19 protein-coding genes are annotated in these 19,312 nt (G+C 64.7%); 9 read left to right on the top strand and 10 right to left on the bottom strand.

Annotated elements, in window-relative coordinates; all coding sequences use genetic code 11:
• Window positions 1–586: 586 nt before the first annotated feature.
• On the bottom strand, window positions 587–1,729 hold the full coding sequence (gene dndA / locus LX15_RS28840) for a cysteine desulfurase DndA (protein ID WP_253673743.1): 1,143 nt from the start codon (window positions 1,727–1,729) through the stop codon (window positions 587–589).
• A 78-nt stretch (window positions 1,730–1,807) separates the two neighbouring features.
• Here dndA and dndB point away from each other — a divergent pair, with 78 nt between their 5' ends.
• From dndB to LX15_RS28810, 6 genes are all read left to right on the top strand, one after another.
• Window positions 1,808–2,938 carry a DNA sulfur modification protein DndB gene (gene dndB / locus LX15_RS28835; protein ID WP_253673741.1) on the top strand — a complete coding sequence of 377 codons (1,131 nt, stop codon included), beginning with the start codon at window positions 1,808–1,810 and terminating at the stop codon, window positions 2,936–2,938.
• A complete protein-coding gene (dndC, locus tag LX15_RS28830) occupies window positions 2,935–4,428 on the top strand; it encodes a DNA phosphorothioation system sulfurtransferase DndC (RefSeq protein WP_253673739.1) in 1,494 nt (497 codons plus the stop codon). The genes dndB and dndC overlap by 4 nt, the downstream gene beginning before the upstream one ends.
• A complete protein-coding gene (dndD, locus tag LX15_RS28825; RefSeq protein ID WP_253673737.1) occupies window positions 4,415–6,406 on the top strand; it encodes a DNA sulfur modification protein DndD in 1,992 nt (663 codons plus the stop codon). Before dndC ends, dndD begins: the two co-directional genes overlap by 14 nt.
• Window positions 6,396–6,776 (top strand): DNA sulfur modification protein DndE, encoded by a 381-nt coding sequence (gene dndE, locus LX15_RS28820; protein WP_253673735.1) that lies wholly within the window; start codon window positions 6,396–6,398, stop codon window positions 6,774–6,776. Before dndD ends, dndE begins: the two co-directional genes overlap by 11 nt.
• A 989-nt stretch (window positions 6,777–7,765) precedes the next feature.
• Window positions 7,766–9,499 carry an ATP-binding protein gene (locus LX15_RS28815; RefSeq protein ID WP_253673733.1) on the top strand — a complete coding sequence of 578 codons (1,734 nt, stop codon included), beginning with the start codon at window positions 7,766–7,768 and terminating at the stop codon, window positions 9,497–9,499.
• Window positions 9,500–9,631: 132 nt separating this feature from the next.
• Complete coding sequence (locus LX15_RS28810; RefSeq protein WP_253673724.1) at window positions 9,632–11,797, top strand: DNA sulfur modification protein DndB; 2,166 nt, start codon at window positions 9,632–9,634, stop codon at window positions 11,795–11,797.
• Between the two features lie 106 nt (window positions 11,798–11,903).
• Here the strand turns inward: LX15_RS28810 and LX15_RS28805 are convergent, their stop codons facing one another.
• Window positions 11,904–12,278: a DoxX family protein gene (locus LX15_RS28805; RefSeq protein ID WP_253673722.1), complete on the bottom strand. Its 375-nt coding sequence runs from the start codon at window positions 12,276–12,278 to the stop codon at window positions 11,904–11,906.
• Between the two features lie 273 nt (window positions 12,279–12,551).
• Window positions 12,552–12,848 (bottom strand): hypothetical protein, encoded by a 297-nt coding sequence (locus LX15_RS28800; RefSeq protein WP_253673720.1) that lies wholly within the window; start codon window positions 12,846–12,848, stop codon window positions 12,552–12,554.
• On the opposite strand from LX15_RS28800, the gene LX15_RS33720 reads away from it, so the two are divergent.
• On the top strand, window positions 12,735–13,187 hold the full coding sequence (locus LX15_RS33720) for a helix-turn-helix domain-containing protein (RefSeq protein ID WP_372502808.1): 453 nt from the start codon (window positions 12,735–12,737) through the stop codon (window positions 13,185–13,187). The genes LX15_RS28800 and LX15_RS33720 overlap by 114 nt on opposite strands.
• Complete coding sequence (locus tag LX15_RS28795; RefSeq protein ID WP_372502807.1) at window positions 13,159–13,494, top strand: hypothetical protein; 336 nt, start codon at window positions 13,159–13,161, stop codon at window positions 13,492–13,494. The genes LX15_RS33720 and LX15_RS28795 overlap by 29 nt, the downstream gene beginning before the upstream one ends.
• A 120-nt stretch (window positions 13,495–13,614) precedes the next feature.
• On the opposite strand, the gene LX15_RS28790 is transcribed toward LX15_RS28795, so the two are convergent.
• The 3 genes from LX15_RS28790 to LX15_RS28780 form a co-directional block, all read right to left on the bottom strand.
• Complete coding sequence (locus LX15_RS28790; protein WP_253673715.1) at window positions 13,615–13,947, bottom strand: FKBP-type peptidyl-prolyl cis-trans isomerase; 333 nt, start codon at window positions 13,945–13,947, stop codon at window positions 13,615–13,617.
• Between the two features lie 31 nt (window positions 13,948–13,978).
• Window positions 13,979–14,725, bottom strand: a complete 747-nt coding sequence (locus tag LX15_RS28785; RefSeq protein ID WP_253673713.1) for an N-acetyltransferase — start codon at window positions 14,723–14,725, stop codon at window positions 13,979–13,981.
• A gap of 250 nt (window positions 14,726–14,975) precedes the next feature.
• A complete protein-coding gene (locus LX15_RS28780) occupies window positions 14,976–15,611 on the bottom strand; it encodes a LysE family translocator (protein WP_253673711.1) in 636 nt (211 codons plus the stop codon).
• A gap of 129 nt (window positions 15,612–15,740) precedes the next feature.
• Here LX15_RS28780 and LX15_RS28775 point away from each other — a divergent pair, with 129 nt between their 5' ends.
• The gene (locus tag LX15_RS28775; RefSeq protein WP_253673709.1) at window positions 15,741–16,355 is read left to right on the top strand and encodes a GNAT family N-acetyltransferase; all 615 of its coding nucleotides are present in this window, start codon (window positions 15,741–15,743) and stop codon (window positions 16,353–16,355) included.
• Window positions 16,356–16,417: 62 nt separating this feature from the next.
• Here the strand turns inward: LX15_RS28775 and LX15_RS28770 are convergent, their stop codons facing one another.
• The 4 genes from LX15_RS28770 to LX15_RS28755 form a co-directional block, all read right to left on the bottom strand.
• Window positions 16,418–17,164 carry an amino acid ABC transporter ATP-binding protein gene (locus LX15_RS28770; protein ID WP_253673707.1) on the bottom strand — a complete coding sequence of 249 codons (747 nt, stop codon included), beginning with the start codon at window positions 17,162–17,164 and terminating at the stop codon, window positions 16,418–16,420.
• A complete protein-coding gene (locus LX15_RS28765; RefSeq protein WP_253673705.1) occupies window positions 17,161–18,012 on the bottom strand; it encodes an amino acid ABC transporter permease in 852 nt (283 codons plus the stop codon). The genes LX15_RS28770 and LX15_RS28765 overlap by 4 nt, the downstream gene beginning before the upstream one ends.
• The gene (locus tag LX15_RS28760; RefSeq protein ID WP_253673703.1) at window positions 18,009–18,872 is read right to left on the bottom strand and encodes an ABC transporter substrate-binding protein; all 864 of its coding nucleotides are present in this window, start codon (window positions 18,870–18,872) and stop codon (window positions 18,009–18,011) included. Before LX15_RS28760 ends, LX15_RS28765 begins: the two co-directional genes overlap by 4 nt.
• A gap of 72 nt (window positions 18,873–18,944) precedes the next feature.
• Entirely contained in the window at window positions 18,945–19,277 is a 333-nt protein-coding gene (locus tag LX15_RS28755; protein WP_253673701.1) for a YnfA family protein, read from the bottom strand.
• Window positions 19,278–19,312: the final 35 nt, after the last annotated feature.

Below are 19,312 nucleotides of genomic sequence, written 5' to 3'. Positions count from 1 at the left end.
CGAGGTCGACCGCCTGCCCTCCGGCGCGATCGGCGAAACCGGTGTGGCTCTGGCACTGCCGCACCGGCCTCACCCGTACCGAGGTCGACCTGGCCTGGCAGGCGTTCCCGCGCCGCTTCGACATCGAGCACACCTTCCGCATGCTCAAGCAAACCCTCGGCTCCGACCACGCCGAAACTCCGCTCACCCGACGCGGCCGACCGCTGGACCTGGTGCTGATCACCGCTTACACCCAGCTCCGCCTCGCCCGCGAGCTCGTGGGCGATCCGCGCCGCCCCCGGGGAGAAACCCCGCCCGGCCCACCGGCTGAGCCCGTCGCGGATCCGCCGAGGGTTTCAGAACCTGTGTCCACAACTGGCCCGTCCCGCCCGTGTCCCGAAACCCTCACGACCCGGACCAGGACGCCCCGCAGGACAACCCAACCATCAGCCCGCGACACGTCATGACGTCCACACCGTCACCAGCACGAACAAGCAGAAAGGCATACGCGGCAAGAAGACCAAGTCCAGCAACCCACGACCACGCCGAACGGGTTAAAACTCAAGCTAGTCCGCCCTCGAGATAGCACCGCACCTATCCAGGGGCTCTAGGAATAGGGCCGAAGCTTGGCGATGCTGCGAGCGAGCTCCTCGACGTCCAAATCAGTGGCTTGAGAGGGGAACCAGGAGAAACGCAGGCCGTTCGAGGCCGCCTCCTCCGGCAGCCCCATAGCGCGGAGCACATGGCTGGGGGTGTACGAGGCGCTCGTGCAGGCAGATCCAGTAGCGACAGCAACCACATCCTTGAGTGCGACGAGGAGCGCCTCAGCATCGATGTCCTCGAAGGACAGGTTGATGATGTGTGGGACAACGTGTTCTTGGTCACCGTTGATGCGAAAGCGCGTAGAGGCCAGCCCGGCGAGGAGCCTGGAGCGAAGGTCTCGCGCAGCCTTCTCCCACTGAACGCGCTCGGCGTCGAAAATCCTCGCAGCCTCTGCAAGTCCCATGATCAGCGGAACCGGGAGCGTGCCGGGCCGCAATTTCCGCTCTTGCCCACCTCCAAACATGATCGGCTCAAGGGGGGGGCGCTCGTCGTCCATAGCTTCCCGACGACGCGTGACCAGCGCCCCTACACCCTTCGGCGCCCCGATCTTGTGGCCGCTGATGCTGATCAAGTCGATCGGCGCGGTGAGGTCCTCGGGCACTTTGCCGTACCCCTGAGCAGCGTCAACATGAAGGTACGTACCAGTCGACTGCAGCTCCCGCGCCAATTCGGCCACCGGTTGGATCACCCCAGTCTCGTTGTTCACGTGCATCAACGAGACCAGCAGTGTGTCCGGACGTAGCCGCTCCATCACGGCCTCGACAGTGAGACGGCCTGAAGGTCCAGGACTGAGGAACTCAACCTCGTACCCACGACCAGCCAGGTGCTGCAACGGTTCCAGGACCGCCTTATGCTCGATCGCTGAGGTGATAATGTGCCGGCGCCCACTGCGCTCACCGTACGGCGCGAGCCCAAGTAGAGCGATGTTGTTACTCTCCGTAGCGCCGCTGGTGAAGATCAGCTCGTCTGGCTCGGCATCCACCGTGCTAGCCAGGTACTCCCGAGCCCGCTCTACGGCACGTTTGGCCCGCGAACCGTACTCGTGTCGGCTGCCCGCGTTGCCGAACTCCGCGGTCATCCAGTGCAGGACGACGTCGGCTACCCGCTGGTCCACGCGGGTCGTCGCCGCCGCGTCGAGGTACGTCACCATCGAACCCTAACCGCCTTCAAGCGCTATTTCGAACGTCACGTACGTGATGTGCTTGACGTACGATAGCGTGATGGTGTGGGATCCCCCGTAGCCTCCCAGCCTGCGGACCCGGCGACATCTGCCGGGTTTGAGTACGTTTTCCCGGCCATCCGTGGCATCCAGGCGGGGCGCGAGTTCTACGTGTCCATGTGCCCACTGCGGCTCATCCCGAAGATCTTCCTCTTCGACGAGGACGAGCTCGCTCCAGAGGTACGTGCACAGAGGATCTTGAACAAGGGACGGCTGCCGGCGCTGACGCGCTACATCGTCGACAACCCCCAGGACTACGTCTTCAGCGCCCTGACCGCCTCGGTCGACGGCGACATCCAGTTCGAGAGCATCACGGACAGTGGCGTCGGGATGCGTGCCGGGCAGATCCGGATCTCGATGACCGCCCGCTTCCTGATCAACGACGGTCAACACCGGCGTGCTGCGATCGAGCAGGCCTTGAAGGAGAACCCCGACCTCGGGGAGGAGACCATCGCGGTGGTCTTTTTCCACGACGCCGGTCTTGCCCGCTGTCAGCAGATGTTCGCCGATCTGAACCGACACGCTGTCCGCCCGCCACGCTCCATCGGCGTCCTGTACGACCACCGGGACCACCTCGCTACCACGGTGCGACTGTTGGCTATGAAGGCTCCGGTGTTCAAGGGGTACGTGGAAATGGAGAGCAGCACGCTATCCCAGCGTTCGCGCAAGCTGTTCACCTTGAGTTCCGTGTACTTCGCCACACAGGCACTATTGAACGGCTTGGAAATTACCATGGAACAGTCCCGGGAGCTGGCCGAAGCCTACTGGTCATCGATCGATTCGGTGATCCCAGAGTGGGGACTAGTACGACGCCGGGAACTATCGGCATCAGATGTGAGGCGTGATTACCTACACAGTCACGGGATTGCACTGCACGCGTTGGGTCGTGTAGGCAACACTTTGCTTCGCAAATCGCTTTCACCTCGTGCCTGGGCGTCAACCCTTAAGCGCCTATCGTTTGTGGACTGGTCGCGCTCCAATACTGACTGGGAAGGTCGCGCATTGGTCGGCGGACGAGTGTCCAAGAGTCGTCACAACTTGACTCTGACGACGAACTATTTGCGTCAACACCTGAAGCTCGAACTAAGCGACGAAGAGCGACGCGCAGAAGAAGCGTACTTGCGAGGAGACTCATGAGCACCCCAAAGGCGTCACTATTTCAAGACAGGCCTCTGGCGGAGGTCGTAGCAGAGTTGGCGGAGGAGATCCGCGAACTCTACACGGCCGACGAGGTGCCTTGGGTAGTTGGATACAGTGGAGGCAAGGACTCCACCGCCGTACTGCAGCTAGTATGGCTAGCACTTAAGGATCTGCCGGCTGTCCAGCGCACTAAGCCAGTGCACGTCATTAGCACCGACACCCTCGTCGAGAACCCTGTGGTATCGGCCTGGGTGAGCCAGTCGCTGGACCGGATGGGCATAGCCGCTCAGGAACAGGGCCTACCTATTGAGTCGCACAAGTTGATTCCAGACATTAAAGACACGTTTTGGGTCAACCTAATCGGTCGCGGATATCCGGCCCCTCGCCCTAAGTTCCGCTGGTGCACTGAGCGCCTCAAGATCAAGCCATCAAATTCATTCATTCGGCGCGTTGTCCGTCGACACGGCGAGGCGATCCTGGTTCTCGGCATCCGTAAGGCCGAAAGCCAGGCGAGAGCTCGGGCTATGGCTCGCCACGAGAAACGGCGTGTCCGCGACCGCCTTTCTCCCAACGGCAATCTACCCAACTCTCTCGTTTACAGCCCTATTGAGGCATGGTCAACCGAAGAGGTATGGGCCTTCTTGATGCAGTACCCCAATCCGTGGGGACACAAGAATAAAGACTTGCTGACAATGTACCAAGGCGCTTCCGACGACTCCGAATGTCCGTTGGTTGTCGACAACACCACTCCATCTTGTGGGGACAGCCGATTCGGCTGCTGGACGTGCACCCTGGTTGAGCAAGACAAGTCGATGACCGCCATGATCCGCAATGACGACGAGAAGCAGTGGATGCGGCCGCTCCTCAAGCTCCGAAACGAACTTGATGACGTGAGCAAGGAGAGCCAAACCCGAGACTTCCGTCGGATGAACGGAAATGTTCAACTGTTCGGCGACCGACCAATTCCCGGCCCGTACAAGCAATCGGCGCGTGAAGATTGGCTGCGCAAGCTGCTCAATGCACAGTCCCAGGTACGCAAAAAGGCGCCCGAGCACGTTCGAGACATCGAACTTATCTCGATGGCCGAACTGCACGAAATCCGTCGCATTTGGGTTTTTGAGAAGCACGAGGTCGAAGACTCTTTGCCGCAGATCTACGAGGAGACGACCGGCGAACAGTTCCCCGGCCCCGCGCTGGACGAGCAACTCGTTCTCGGAGCTGAGGAGATTGGACTGCTCAAAGAGGCGTGCGAGGATGACCCCATTCATTTTTCGATGACTCGTGAGCTCCTCGCGATCGAGCGCAAGTATCGCACGATGAGCCGGAGAGCTGGCCTGTTCGAGGCACTGGAAAAGGCGATCAAGAAGGGCTACTACGAGGACGCGGAAGACGCTCTGCAGTTCGCAAAGAAGCTGCAGTCGCTACGAGACAGCTCCCCCACACAATTGAAGCTGGACGAAGAGACCGCCACCAATGCACCTTCATAACCTGACGCTGCAGGACTTTGGCGCGTACCAGGGTACGCAAACCCTAGACCTACGGGTTAAGCCGAAGCGCCCGATCGTCTTGATCGGCGGCTTGAATGGCTGCGGAAAGACGACTCTGCTCGATGCTATTCAGCTTGCTTTGTACGGACCGAGAGCACGCTGCAGCGGACGGGGCAACCGTTCCTACGAAAGCTACTTGCGGGAGAGCATCAACCGAGCGGCCGATCCTGGCCGCGGCGCAGGCCTGCGGCTAGAGTTCTCGATTACCGCTGAAGGTAGCGCCCGTACTTACGAGGTGGCGCGTAACTGGCATGTAAACGGTAAACATGTACGCGAGAAGCTCGAAGTATATATAGACAGCAAGTATGACGAGACAATCAGTGAGACATGGGCTGAACATATTGAGGATATTCTCCCACTGGAGGTGGCCTCACTCTTTTTCTTCGACGGCGAGAAAGTTGAGCAGCTTGCCGACCCAGATCGCGCGGCTGGTGTCATTGAGGCCGCTGTTCAGTCTCTTCTCGGGGTAAGAGCAGTCGAGCAGCTGCGGACAGACCTGCTCGCTCTTCAGCGACGCCAGCGGCTATCGCAGGGGGACCAGGACGCCATCGAACAGATTCGCGTGCTAGAGGCAAAGGCACAGGCCGTTGCACAAGAGGTGGCCGAGCACACTCAGAACCATGAGCACGCCACCTCGCTCCTAGACGACGCCCGCGCTCGGCTTAGCAAGGCAGAGCGGCGCTTCCGGCGTGCGGGGGGCCGGCTCTACGAGCAGCGGCATGCTCTTGAGGCGACAAGACAGGCCGCCGCTAAGCGCTTGGAGGAAACGCAAAAAGCTCTTCGAGAGCTAGCTGTAGGAGCAATGCCACTCGCGCTGCTGCGCGAGCAGCTCATCGCATTGCGCAAGCAGGCAGTGCGGGAGCAGGAGGCGAGTGAGGCCCAGCAGGTCCTCAGCACACTCCAGACACGCGACGCGTGGTTGATCAGGCAATTGTCGGACAGCGTGCCCGCTGAGGTCCGTAGCGAGCTGAAGAAGAAGCTGGCTGCCGACCGGAAATCGCGTGGTTCCAAGGCCGAGCTGGACGTCGACCTCTCCTTGCCCCGCGACTTGGCACAGAAGCTGGCGACGTTGGAAGGGACGTTGTCAGCAGACACCATGCGCACAAAGGAGCTCCTCCAGGCTGCCCAAGAGGCTGCTCACGAACTCGAGCAGGCTGAGCGGCAGCTTGCGGCTGTTCCCGATGAGCAGCGCGTCAGAGCTCTAGTCGAAGAGCGCCAGCAGGCGATGGAAGCTGTCGCCGTAGCTCAGGATGCGGTTAACCGTCATGCAGGCCTGGTACAGGAGGCGGAGACTCGCCGCTCTCGTGCAGAGGTCGACCTCGAGCGAGTGCGACAAAGGTGGGCGAACACGCGTATTCGTGAGGAGGAGCTCCAGCGCGTCATCACCTACGCAGAAAAAGCTCGCGGCACCCTGGAACGGTTCGGCCACGCGCTCTTGCGGAAGCACATCAGCAGCCTCGAGGTGGCGGTGCTGCGTAGCTTCCAGGCACTGATGCGTAAGCGCGGATTGATCACCGACCTCCGAATCGACATCGACAAGTTCACTCTTGCGCTGACTAACCAAGACGGCGAGCCCATCGATCCCAGTCGGCTCAGTGCAGGCGAGCGGCAACTGCTGGCGATCTCACTGTTGTGGGGACTCGCCAAGGTCGCGGGTAACCGGGTGCCCACAGTGATCGATACCCCTCTGGGACGCCTAGATAGCCGGCACCGTCAGCACTTGGTGGACCGCTACTTCCCTCATGCTGGGCGGCAGGTCCTCCTCCTGTCGACCGACGAAGAGATCGACAAGCGCCTGCTAGAGCGGTTGAAGCCATCCATTGCTCACAGTTATGTCCTCACGCACGACGACACGACCTTCACCACACGTGTCGAGCCCGGATACTGGTGGACGGAGGGTGAACGTCATGCCGTCTGAGATCAGGGTGCGGCTGTCCCAGGCCGCCAAGGACCAGCTGGCTTGGCTCAAGCGCCATACAGGGCTGAAGCAGTGGAACGAGTTGTGCCGGTGGGCGCTTGCGATGTCCCTACGCGACCCCTCCACTCCGCTCGTTCGTGACATCAGTACCAACTCCAACGTAGAGATCGACTGGAAGACCTTCGCTGGCCCGTATGGCGATATCTACCTCTCTCTGCTCAAGCAAAGGTGTCTGGCTGATGGCGAGGAACTCACCGACGCGGCTGTGAGCAAGACGCTGCACATCCACCTACACCGCGGCATTGGCTTCCTCGCTGGACACCAGGACCTTCGCTCCATCCAGGACCTTCTCGCCACCGCAGTGGCGTAGGCCACCACACACTCAGCCACGGGCCCGTCCCCTCGTGCATCACGAGGAGGCGGGCCCTTCGAGTGCTTCGGGGCTGGGAGGGTGGGGAGAAGCACTGGGCAAGCTGCTTCCCGTGCTCGGCGCAACATCCTCGTGGCCCACCCGATCTTCATAGGTGAGGGCGCTGAGCGGATCGAGTCCTCTAGGCTGCTCCAGCGAAGCTCAGCGTGCTCGCTCGGTTCGACCTAGTACGCTGCGGCAACAACTCAATAGCCCCGCTTCACTTCGGACGTGTGCCACCGCATGGGGCACACCACCAGACACTCGGAGCGACATGATTAGTCCCATCGTCGTAGGGGCAGTCAAGGCCTTGCAGAAGCAGGCCTTGGCCACCCGCGACACGTACGAGCTTGACCGCATCGACCGCGCCCTTGACGAGCTTCTCCGCAACCCGTCCGACGCCTCTACCCCTGCGAGGTGCCGGATCCGGTCGGCGATGGGACATGCCTATGAGGCACTGGAGAACCGCCGGAAGATCGCTCCCTTTGTCTCACTAGACCACGAGCACGTGGATCCCGGACACACGGACGCGCACTATCTCGTCGTAGACATACTTGCATGGCTATGGAAAGAGCCCCAGCTGCCTGCTGGGGAGCGTGTCCTCCTCGCGGACCTTGCCTGCGGGCACGACGCCGCCTCCATGGCCGACCGACATGGAGTACCGCTACCTCGGATGCGTGAGCGCATCAGCCGCGCTCGCCGTCACGCAAGGTCGCTGTGGCGAGCTACAGAGATGGGCTCCTAAGGCGAGTGCCTCTGCCGCGCCCAATCTGCTTCAAGTGTGGTGCCTACATCAGTGGAGGCCTACTGCTCTGTGACAACAGACTGATCAACATAGCAAAGAAGCGAGGCCGCCAGTTTTTAGTGCTCACCACGCCCCTGTTTCATCACCATAAACCAACCCGTGCATTCCGCCTTCTCTCCATAACCTACTATCGAAGGACGCGATGATGGCAAACGCTCCTCTGTTCCTCTCGCCAGACGACCATCGGGCCGATCTCATCCAGGTGGACCGTGCTCTTGACTCCATGCGCGACGCGGGCTTCGACCTCACCGCAGCTATCGGTGAGCCGCTGGACAACTCCATCGAAGCTGATGCCACGCTAATGCGGGTACAACCCATCTTCGGGCGCGGAAAGAAAACAATCGACAGGATCATCATCGCCGACAACGGTGTTGGCATCGAACCTACCCAGATGCATCATGTACTCTCGATGGGCTACAGCAGCCGTTACGGGCAGCGCCAAGGGCTGGGGCGGTTTGGTGTTGGTCTCAAGCTCGCGGGCCTCAGCCTCGGCGAGCGCATCGAGATCTACAGCAAGCGCACTGGAGATCCAAAAATCTACTATAGCTACATCGACCTTCAGGAAATCCGTGAAGGTAACCAGCGTTTCATCACCACCACTGAGGCTAGCGATTGGCCAGGGGAAGCAGTAAAGCTGATGACTGGGCGGGACCGCCGTCCCTTCTCATCGGGAACGGTTGTAATATTCGGAAAGATCGACCGCCTGGCTAGTGGCGGTACTTACGGGACGTCACTAGAGCAGAAGATATCCGAACTCCGCAAGTTCATCGCTCGCGCCTACCGCACCTATATTGACACCGGTCGAGTGATTGAGCTTGACGGGAAGATTACGACCCTCCACGACCCTCTCTTCCTACGGGACAACCCGCGCATTATCTCGCGGTACAAGCCCCTCGACCCACGTGGCGAACTTATCGAGGAGACCGATCTCGAGATCGATGGCCACACCGTACATGTCACGGTTGCTATCGTCCCAAAGGAGTTTCGTCCATGGCGGCGCGCCGGCGGCGAGGTAGACTTCAAAGGTCAAGATATCAGCGAATTTCAGATCAACGCTGAAAACACAGCCAAAATTAGCATCTTGCGCAATGGGCGCGAAATTTATTACGACATCGTCCCGCGCCTCCTAGAAGGAGGTCGCAGCGACAAAGTTTTGCGCTACGTCGCCATCGAAGTCAGCTTTCCAGCAGAGCTAGACGAGTACTTCCAGGTTCGTAATGTTAAACGGGGTGCAGAACCAGTCAGCAAGCTACGATCCCAGCTTCGAGAATGGCTGAAGGCGCCCGTGAAGCAGGCACTGCGGCAGGTGCGCGCACTGTGGGAAGAGGAGGAAACCAAAAAGCGGTTCGAGAATGGTGAGCACAGCGAGAGCATGGATACCGCGTCCCGGGTTATGCCAGCGCTGCCCAATGGACCTGCAGGCCGAGGAGCGACCCCAGAATTGGAAGAGATGGTGGTCCAGCAGGCTGCCATGGACATGGGGCTCGACCCTGACACTGATGCTACCAAGATTGCGCACCTGCGTGAACAGATTAACTCCAAGCCAGTCACGTTGCTAGACGCGCAGTGGCCAGGCAAAGAATTTTTGGTTATTCACCATTTGAACGGAAAGTCCGTAATCAAGTTCAATCACCGCCATGCTTTTTTCCAAAAGGTGTACGCACCACTAAAGAAGGTTGCCGACGAAGGCGCGCAAGGTATGGAACCTGAAGAGCTTAGTGACCTCGCACGACGAGCAGAGGCTGCAATTGATCTACTGTTTATGGGTTATGCGCGGGCCGAAGGAATGTACGAGGACCCTGAGCAATTTGACAACCTCCGTACTTACTGGGGCATGTTCACAGAGGCTTTGCTGCGCGAAGAATTTAAGGACCAGTGACGCAGAAATATTTTTCCTCTCTAGCCGTAGAGACCGAATAGGGTGTCGCGCGATACAAGCTCTACTTGTACTCTATGCATCATGCAAGACAGTTAGAAGGGACACAAAGAGGTGTATGGTTCGGGCTCTAAGATGACGTTTCGCGACTACGTACAAGGCACGTGGGGAAGTTTCGACACCCCCGCTGGGAGGGTCGACTACATCATGACAAAGGCGAGGCTTGGAGGGGACGCCGACGCGCCTGAGCGCCAGCTCACCAAAAGCTTGGCTCCAGTCCGCGAGGTTATGGATTCTGGTGATCTCGACTTCAATCAACTGCTGCAACGTGATCTCGACGATCACCGCGTAGCGGTTAACCTGATCCCTTATCTACTCAAACCTCAAGCGACCGGGCCAGCATTTTTCCCTCCAATTATGGCAGTGCTTCTACCCTTTAAAAACAAGCGTCCCACCTCCTTCCCCATGTTGGATACGTCCAAGCAGGTGGAACACGACGACGCCCTGTGGCAGGAGGAGCGAGCTGGCAACGCCTTCCGTGTCCACCGACTCCTAGGCGTGGATGGGGAGCTTCACGGGGCCAACGTAGGAAAGTTGTGGTGGAACCAGTCGGAAGCGAGCCTGGTCGTCCTTGATGGGCAACACCGTGCGATGGCGCTACTGGCCGTTGAACGCACTCTTTCGCGTACTTGGCAAGGCAATGGGGAACAATTTCGCCCCTTCTATGAGCATCAGGTCGAACGTCTTCTTAATGAGTACCAGGTATCCGAAGTGGACCTGGCCAAAATTGAAGTGCCTGTGACTGTATGCTGGTTTCCATGTGAGACAGGAGAATCTTCACGGCCGCACGAGTCTGCGCGAAAGCTGTTTGTCGATGTCAATAAGGAGGCCCGACCGCCGAGCGAATCACGCATTATTCTCCTGTCGGATGGCGAGCTTGTCAACGTGCTGACTCGGAGCCTGCTCAGCGCTCTGCGTGGCCGTAACGGAGCTCACCTTCCCTTGTACGGGGTAGAGTACGACAACCCCGAGATCAACACGAGCAGGCCCGCCCGCTGGTCGGTTATGACCAATATCCATCTGCTCAAGATGGCCGTGAACCGTTGCATCTTTGGCCCTCCTAAATACCTCATCAATCTTGCCCAGCCTATTAGCGGAAGGGAGAAGGCAGAGGAACGCGATGAGTTCATGCGCACGCAGCTTGACCTCGCCAGCCTTTTGCCGGACTATCTGGACGATGCCGGCTATCCCTACGATCGAGATGCCATCGGAGACCGAAACTTTCCCTTGGGGCGCGCCGAGGCGATAGCCGGACGGTTTATGGAAACCTGGGGGCTGGCCATCCTTACCCTTTTGTCTCAAACCGCTCCTTATGCGGCGCACGCGGAGGGACTTGCGCGTTTCAAGGAAAGCTGGCACACCGCCAATACCCACGCCGCCCTCGCCCATGACGCCCTGTTTGGAGGGGTCGGCATCTACTGGACTCTTCGCGATAGCTACGACCATTATCAAGATGCCATCCGTAGACTGAACGGACCGAAGCCACCCAAGTCAGATGTAATTCGCGCTTGGGAAACTCTGAAAGAAAAGGAAAGTGAGTTCGATGAATATCGGGCCCACGCATACGTTGGCTCAACTCGCCGTGACGTCGTGAAGCGATGCAAGGCAGCCTTCGGTGTCTTTAACACTCATGCCTGCCAGCTCGGACTCATTATGACGCTGGCCTCACTATGGGAGATGCGTAAGAACCAACCTGGCGGTGCCGACATCAAGGACCTTCCTGCTTTCTCCGCGGCATTGGTCGCCGGGTGGAACACCTTCTTTAAGTCAGGCGGCAGTCGAGCGCGCGACCGCAGGTACGCCTTCACCAGAGACTGCAGCCATCCGATCAACCAGATCAGTAACATGGACACCCCTAACGCGGTGTACTTCCGTTACTTCTGGATGCAAGCCCTCGCCACATCCTCAGCCTGGCGGCACTTGGACTCATGGCTGCCGAACCGAGACGCCTTTGACGCTGGGCTCAGTGCGGCCCGACACATGTACCTCGACCTTTGCATCAAGCAGAAACTCAAGGCTCTGGAGAGCAGCGATCCTCTGCTAGGCCCTGAGCGTCGGATCGCGCGAGCAAAGAAGCTGGCGACCGCTGAACTTCAAAAGGCGCTTCACCATTGGTTTGATGTTCTTCCCCAGGAGTTCGAGGCCTGGCTGGCCAGCGAGGTTTCGAGGGGCAATCAGGTTGAACTGGACCTAGCCAACGAGGTGCCTGCGCCCGAGGCCACGGATGCCAGCAACCGCTGAAGTTCAGGCGGTCTGAGCCCAGGTTAGGCACGGCCCCTGGGCTCAGGCCGCGCTGCGGTCCGGGCGGCAGGCCGCCGACCTCGCCCGCCGGGTCGCAGTGGTGTGATCACGAGGTGGCGGTGAGGGCGACGGCGATCGCCCAGGCGAGGTAGCCGAGGTTGACCACGAGGCGGGCGGCGACGCCGGCCGGGCGGTCGAGGAGGCGGGGGCGGGACGGGTGAGCGTGCCGCAGGGCGTCCAGGTGCGACACCAGGTAGCTCGTGATCAGCGCGACGGCGGCCCAGCCGCCCCACGCGCGGGAGGACGGACAGGCGAGCAGGCCGGCGGTGACGATCTCGGCGACGCCGCTGGCGGCGACGAGCAGGCCCGGCGCCGGCAGCCAGGAGGGCACCAGCGTGCGGAAGTAGCCGGGAGCGAGGAAATGCGCGACGCCGACGACAGCCAGGAAGAACGCGAGCGCGAGAGCCGTGGCGGTGACCATGACGGGATCGTCTGGTCCGCGCGCGGCTGGTGTCTTGAACAGAACGATCGCCGTCTGACCCTGGCCGTCGGTCACGGCATGACCGTGTTCCGGGAGTCGGGGCCGGCGGAGGTGCCGGCACACAGCCACCCCGTGTGGAAGCTCGTGCTTCCCGAGCGCGGTCCCGGCCTGGTGGTCCCTCCGGGGCTGGTGCACTCGTGCGCGGCGGCGTCGGCCTTCACGGCGGTGTTCGTCGACCCGTGGCTGGTGACCAGGCGAGAAACCCCGAAGACATCACGTCTTGATCAGCGCGCCGTGCGCAGGCTGCTCGACGCCCTGGGGGAGGAGACGGACCTGGCGGCCCTGCGGGCCGAACTGGCTGGCGTCCTCGGCCCCGTCCCCGCGGTCGATGCACGCGTGGCACACGTCCTCGCGCGCTGCGCGCACGTCGACCGGTTGGACGCGCTCGCGGCGGAGGTGGCCCTCTCCCCGCCGAGGCTGCGCGCCCTGGTCCGCGAGGCGGCCGGCGCGCCGCTCAGCCGTCTGCGGCAGTGGCAACGCCTCCGGACGGCGGTCCGGGTGCTGCCGCACGGCTCCACAGCCGACGCGGCGACCACAGCGGGCTTCGCTGACCAGGCACATCTGACCCGGACGGCACGTCGCCTCGCCGGGCGCACCCCTGGCTCGCTGCGTTCACGACCAGTACGTACGCCCTCACCCCAAAGTGGTGCGCTCCCCACACCAGCAGTGCCAGGCTCGGCTCATGCAGGTCGTGGTCCAGAGAATCCAGACGACGTGGACCCGGCGATCGCGCGGCGGCAGCGAGGCAGCCGTCCGCGTCGCGGCGCCCACGGCGTTCGAGTTACCCCCGACCCCACCACCGTTCCTCCACGACATCATCATGCGGGAGGAGGACGACTTCACCCCTGAGTCGGTGGTCGGCGCCCTCGGCGACGCCGGCGTCCGCCTCAGGGAGAAGGACGGGAAACTCCTCGTCCAGGCGCTGATCCCACCCGTGTTCGCCGTTCCGCCCCGCCCCCGTCGCCCACCGGCCCTCCGTCTGGAACTCGGGCAGTGGCTCCGCTGGCAGCTCAACTACCGGACCAGCGACGAGAGGGAGACGGAGGGCTGGTCCTACCACCTCCACACCTTCAACGTCGCCTATGGGCCGGTCGCCGCCGACGTCTTCCTGGGCACCCCCACCCACCTCGTGGACGAGCGGGGACACCTGCGCTGAGCCGGAGCGGCGGACAGGTCCCCGACAGAGGACCCGGCGTCGCCAGGGGAGCGCCGGGAAGAAGCAAGGGCGGGCCCTCCCGTTCGGAAGGCCCGCCCCGCTGACGTGCGCCGACGCTGGTCAGGCCACGTCCAACAGCTCCACCTCGAACAGGAGGGTGGCGTTGGGCGGGATCACGCCGGGGAAGCCGCGCTCGCCGTAGGCCAGGTGGCCCGGGATCGTCAGCTTGCGGACCCCGCCGACCTTCATCCCGGCCACGCCGAGGTCCCAGCCCTGGATGACCATCCCGGCCCCGAGCGGGAACGAGAAGCCCTCACCGCGGTCACGCGAGGAGTCGAACTTGGTGCCGTCGGTGAGGGTGCCCACGTAGTGCACGGTGACGGTGTTGCCGGGCCGGGCCTCGGCGCCGCCGCCGACGCGGACGTCCTCGATCCCCAACTGCTGCTCAGTCATGATTTCCTACCTGGTTGGCGGTCGAACCACCTCAGGCTAGGCGATGGCGCAGCCACACGTTCGGCTCGACGTACACGGCGTGGTCGTGCTCGACCGAGACGTGCACCGGCGTCAGCGCCTCGGGGACCTCGACCTCCCCGCTGCGGTCGAAGGGCAGGCCGGTCCACTCCCGCCACTGCGCGAGGCTGCCGGCGATGGCCATGGACGCCGGGCAGACGCGGACGATCTCCGCGCCCAGCCGCACGTGCACCCGCAGCCACGGGTCGTGCGGCAGCCCGTCGGGACGGACCCGCCGGACGTACTCGGCCAGGGGGACCCGGGGTTCGAGGTGCTTGTGGTTGGGCCGCAGGGGCACGACCAGGTCGCTCAGCCCGAGCCGGGCGACGTTGTCGCGCAGCGCGGTGGCGACCAGCGAGGACAACCCCTTGCCCTGGTAGCGGGGGTCGAGCACGATCTCCAACGCCGAGGCGGCCGTCGGGGCGAGGCCCTCCTCGGCGTCGCCGAGGGCCGCGGCGAGGATCGCGTCCCACCCGCCGGGCGGCAGGCTGTCGGGGTCGCCGTCCCACGCGAACGGGACGGCGTGCCCGCGCCCGACGACCCGGTCCCCGCCCTCGGCGTCCCCCTCGACCAGGAGCACCTGGTACTCCGGGAAGCGGGCGACGAGCACGTCGAACAGCGTCGACATGGGGCCTTCCACCATGAACGGCGGCCAGCTTGTCTCCAGCTCCCACATGCCCTGTTCGAGGTCGGGTCGGTCGGCGAGCGTGACGAGGTCCACCGCGCCAGTCTCAACGCACACAACCAGGTGACCAAGGTGTTTTCTCACCGGAAAGAGTGGAACCTGATCAGGTGTGCCGGGATGGCCTATTCGCACCGTCCGCCATGACAAGCCACGAAAGCGCGGAAATTTCACTTCCCCATCAGTCACCCGGTGGGAGAAAGAAGTAGTTGGCGGAATCCCGGCCGCGGGCGGAACCGCCCTCCGGGACGCGGCCGGGCCCGGGACGTGGCCGGCACCCGGTCCCGGCTCAGGCCGCCGCCCGGCCCAGCGTGATCATCCGGACGCCCAGTCCCACCAGGAACAGGCCGCTGATCTGGTCGATCCTGGCCCGCACCACCGGTCGGGACAGGAACCGCCGCACCGCGGCCACCACGGTGACCAGCACGACGTACCACAGCGAGCTGATCGACATCTGGACCCCGGCCAGGATCGCGGTGGCGTGCAGGACGTTCTCCTGCGCGGGGATGAACTGCGGGAGCAGGGCCAGATACAGCGCCGCCGCCTTCGGGTTGGAGAGGTTGGCCAGGACGCCGGCGCGGTAGGCGGCGAGCCGGCCACCCGTGCGGGTCGGCGCCGTCGCCGGCAGGTCGCCCTCGTGCCGGCGGGACCTGCGCAGCGACTGGACGCCCAGCCAGCACAGGTACACCGCGCCGACCACCTTCAGCGCGACGAAGGCGATCTCGGAGGTCCTGAGCAGCGCCGTGAGGCCGAGCACGGACGCCACCGCCCAGAACAGCAGGCCCGTCGTGTTGCCGGCGATCGTGGCCAGCCCGGCCCCGCGCCCGGCGCGCAGCGACTGGTCGATGATCACCGCGACCGACGGACCAGGGACGACCGCGATCGCGAGACAGGTCAGCAGGAACGGGAGGGTCACCAGGTCCATCGGACCGTCCTATGTCGCCGTCCCCGCGCGGACCAGTCGTTTGTGGTGGAGGAGTCACCGCGCGCCCCGCCGGAGTCCGCCGGAATGCCGGAGTGACAATGGGCTTGTCGCGGGCCGTAGGTTGGGCGGGTGATCGATGCCCTCACCAACGTCCGTCGTGCCACCGCCGACGACCTCCCCGCGATCGCGGACACCCTGGCCGACGCCTTCGACGGGTACAACTGGACGGCCTGGACCGTGGCCGCCGACGACCACCGGCGACGGGTGCGCGCGATCCAACTGCTGTACGTCGAGAAACTCGGGCTCCCGTTCGGCAGGGTGTGGGTGGCGCAGGGCGGTTCGGCCGTCTCGGTGTGGATGCCGCCGGACGCCGAGGTGCCCGAGCACGTGTGGGCCGAGCTGGCCCCGAGGATCGAGGAGTTGCAGGGCGACCGGGCCTCGCACGCCGCCGCCGCGGACGTGCTGTGCGAGCCGTACAAGCCGAGCGAGCCGCACTGGTGGCTGGCGACCGTGGGCGTGCGTTCCGAGCTCCAGGGCAGGGGGCTGGGCGCGGCGGTGCTGCGCGCCGGCCTCGTCGAGGTGGACCGGAGCGGGAGCCCCGCGTTCCTGGAGACGTCCGACGAGCGCAACGTGCGCCTCTACCGCCGTCTCGGGTTCGAGGTGACCGCCGAACTCGACATCCCGGGCGGTGGGCCGCACACGTGGTTCATGCGTCGCGAGCCGGGGACCACGCACCGCGCCTGACCTCGCCCCGCCGGACCCGACCGCGTCCGTCCCCCCGCGGAGCGGGGGCGCCGCCGGACCGCTCAGAGCCGCCCGGCGGCGATGACGCGGCGCAGGAACGCCTGGGTGCGTGGGTGTTCCGGCGCGCCGAGCACCTGCTCGGGCGGGCCGGACTCCAGGATCACCCCGTCGGCGAGGAAGCAGACGCGGTCGGCCACCTGCCGGGCGAACCCCATCTCGTGGGTGGCCATCAGGATGGTGCGGCCCTGCGCCGCGAGGTCCCGCACGAGGGTCAGCACCTCGCCCACCAGTTCCGGGTCGAGCGCGCTGGTGATCTCGTCGAACAGCAGCAGCCGCGGCTCGTAGGCCAGCGCCCTGACGATGGCGACGCGTTGTTGCTGTCCGCCGGAGAGCTGGTCGGGGTAGGCGTCCGCGCGGTCACCGAGCCCCACCCGGTCGAGCAGGTCACGGGCCCGCTCCTCGGCGTCCGCCCGCTCCACGCCGTGCACGACCCGGGGCGCGAGGGTCACGTTGTCGAGCACCGACATGTGCGGGAAGAGGTTGTAGGACTGGAAGACGATGCCCATGCGTCGGCGCGCCGCGTCGGCGTCCGCCCTGGGGTCCGAGACGTCCACCCCGTCGAGGAACACCTGGCCGTCGTCCAACTCCTCCAGGAGGTTCACGCAGCGCAGCAGCGTCGACTTGCCGGACCCCGACGCCCCGATGAGCGCGACCACCTCGTGCTCGGCCACGTCGAGGTCGACGCCGCGCAGGACCGCGCCGCCGCCGTAGTCGCGGACCAGGCCACGCACCTGGAGAACGGGGGTCACGGCGCTCCTCCACGTCGACGCGTCGCCCGGGAGGCCGCCCAGTCCGCGAGGCGGGCCGAGGGCACGGCCATGGCGACGAACAACAGGCCGGCCAGGACGTACGGGGTGAAGTCGTACAGCCGGGCGGACTCGATCTGGGCGGCGCGGACCGCGTCCACCGCGCCGAGGACGGAGATCAGGCCGCAGTCCTTCTGGAGCGCGACGAAGTCGTTGAGCAGCGGCGGGAGGACGCGGCGGACCGCCTGCGGCAGGATCACGATGCGCATCGCCTGCCCGTGGGTCAGGCCGAGGGAGCGGGCCGCCGCGCGTTGCGAGGGGTGGACCGACTCGATGCCGGCGCGCAGGACCTCGGAGACGTAGGCGGAGTAGACGAGCACCAACGCGACGCAGCCGAGGACGACCGGGTCGGTGGGGACCCCGGTCAGCCGCAGGCCGGGCAGCCCGAAGCCCACCAGGTACAGGCAGATGATCAGCGGGAGCCCGCGGAACAGGTCGACGTACCCGGTCGCCAGGGCGCGCAGCGGGAACCACACCGGCCCTCGCAGCGAGCGCAGCGCCGCGAGGCCCAGCCCCAGCAGCAGGATCAGGACCTCGCAGACGACGAGGACGCGGAGGTTGAGCCACAGGCCGTCGAGCACGCCGGGCAACGCGCGGAGCGCGGCGTCGACGTCGAGGAAGGACTCGCGGACCCGGGGCCATCCCGGGGACGACGTGAGCGCGAGCCACGCCGCGACGGCGAAGACCACAGTGGACAGAAATGCGACCAGTGTGGACCGTCTCGCCCTCGACCGCCGGTAGGCGACGCGCTCCCGTTGGAGGGCGCTGGGCTGGTGGAGGTCGGCGCTCACGTCAGCTCGGGGGCCTTCGCCGCGTCGGCCAACCACTGACGCTCCAAAGTGGACAGTGTTCCGTCCGCGCGCAGCGCGTCGACGGCGGAGGAGACGCACCGGGTGAGCGGACTCCCCTTGTCCAGCACCATGCCGAACCGCTCCGGCCGGTCCCCGCTGGGCGGGAGCTGGCCGACGATCACCGTGTCCCTCAGCTCCGAGGAGGTGATGAACAACGCCGTGGGCAGGTCGACGACCAACGCCTGGATCTGGCCGTTGCCCAGGGCGAGCTTCGCCTCCTCGTTGGTGTTGTAGACCGAGGGCTGCGCGTTCGGGCGGATCTGGTCCTTGATCGCCTGGTAACTGGTGGTGCCGACCTGCGCGCCGAGCCGGAGCCGGGCGAGGTCGGACACCGACCGGGCCGAGGCCACCGGCGAGTCCTTCGGCGCGATGACCGCCTGACGCACGTCGTAGTAGGGGGAGGAGAAGTCGACCGCGCGCTGCCGTTCCTCCGTGACGGAGAACTGGTTGAGGTCGGCGTCGAACTGCTTCGGGCCGGGCTGGATCGCCGCCCCGAACGGCACCCTGGTCCAGCCGACCTCGCCGCGCTGGTAGCCGAGCTTCTCGGCCACCGCGTAGGCGACGGCCGCCTCGAAGCCGCGACCGTTCGTCGGGTCGTCGCCCTCGAACCAGGGCGCGTAGGCGGGCTGGTCGGTGGCGAAGGTGATCCTGCCCGGCTCCCTGGTCCGCAACCGGTCCTTGGCGCAGTCGCCGGCTCCGGCCACCGCCGGGCCGGACGGGGTGGGCTGGGCCTGGTCGGCCGGCGCGCACGCGGCGGCGAGCAGCGCCGTCGCGGCGAGGAGGAGGGCGGGGACGCGCATAGCGGCATCCTGACCGATCACCGCGTCGACTTCCCAGGTCCTGACGCCCTGCTCCCACCATGTGGGAGGACGTCAGCTCCGGGGCGCGTACATGATCAGGCCGACGCCAAGGAGGCAGACGGCCGCGCCGACCAGGTCCCACCGGTCGGGCCGGAAGCCGTCGACCAGCACTCCCCACAGCAGCGACCCGGCCACGAACACCCCGCCGTAGGCGGCGAGGACACGACCGAAGTTCGGGTCGGGCTGGAAGGTGGCGACGAAGCCGTACCCGGCGAGGGCGAGCACGCCGAGGCCGACCCACAGCAGCCCCCGGTGCTCGCGCACGCCCTGCCAGACCAGCCACGCGCCGCCGATCTCGGCGACGGCGGCCAACGCGAACAACAGCACGGAGCGGAGGACCGTCACGGGCCGAGGCTAATCCGGGGCGACGTGCGCGTCCG

It is taken from the genome of Streptoalloteichus tenebrarius, assembly GCF_024171885.1.
In the GTDB taxonomy this organism is placed as follows: domain Bacteria; phylum Actinomycetota; class Actinomycetes; order Mycobacteriales; family Pseudonocardiaceae; genus Streptoalloteichus; species Streptoalloteichus tenebrarius.
This window is presented reverse-complemented; position numbering and strand designations above follow the sequence as displayed.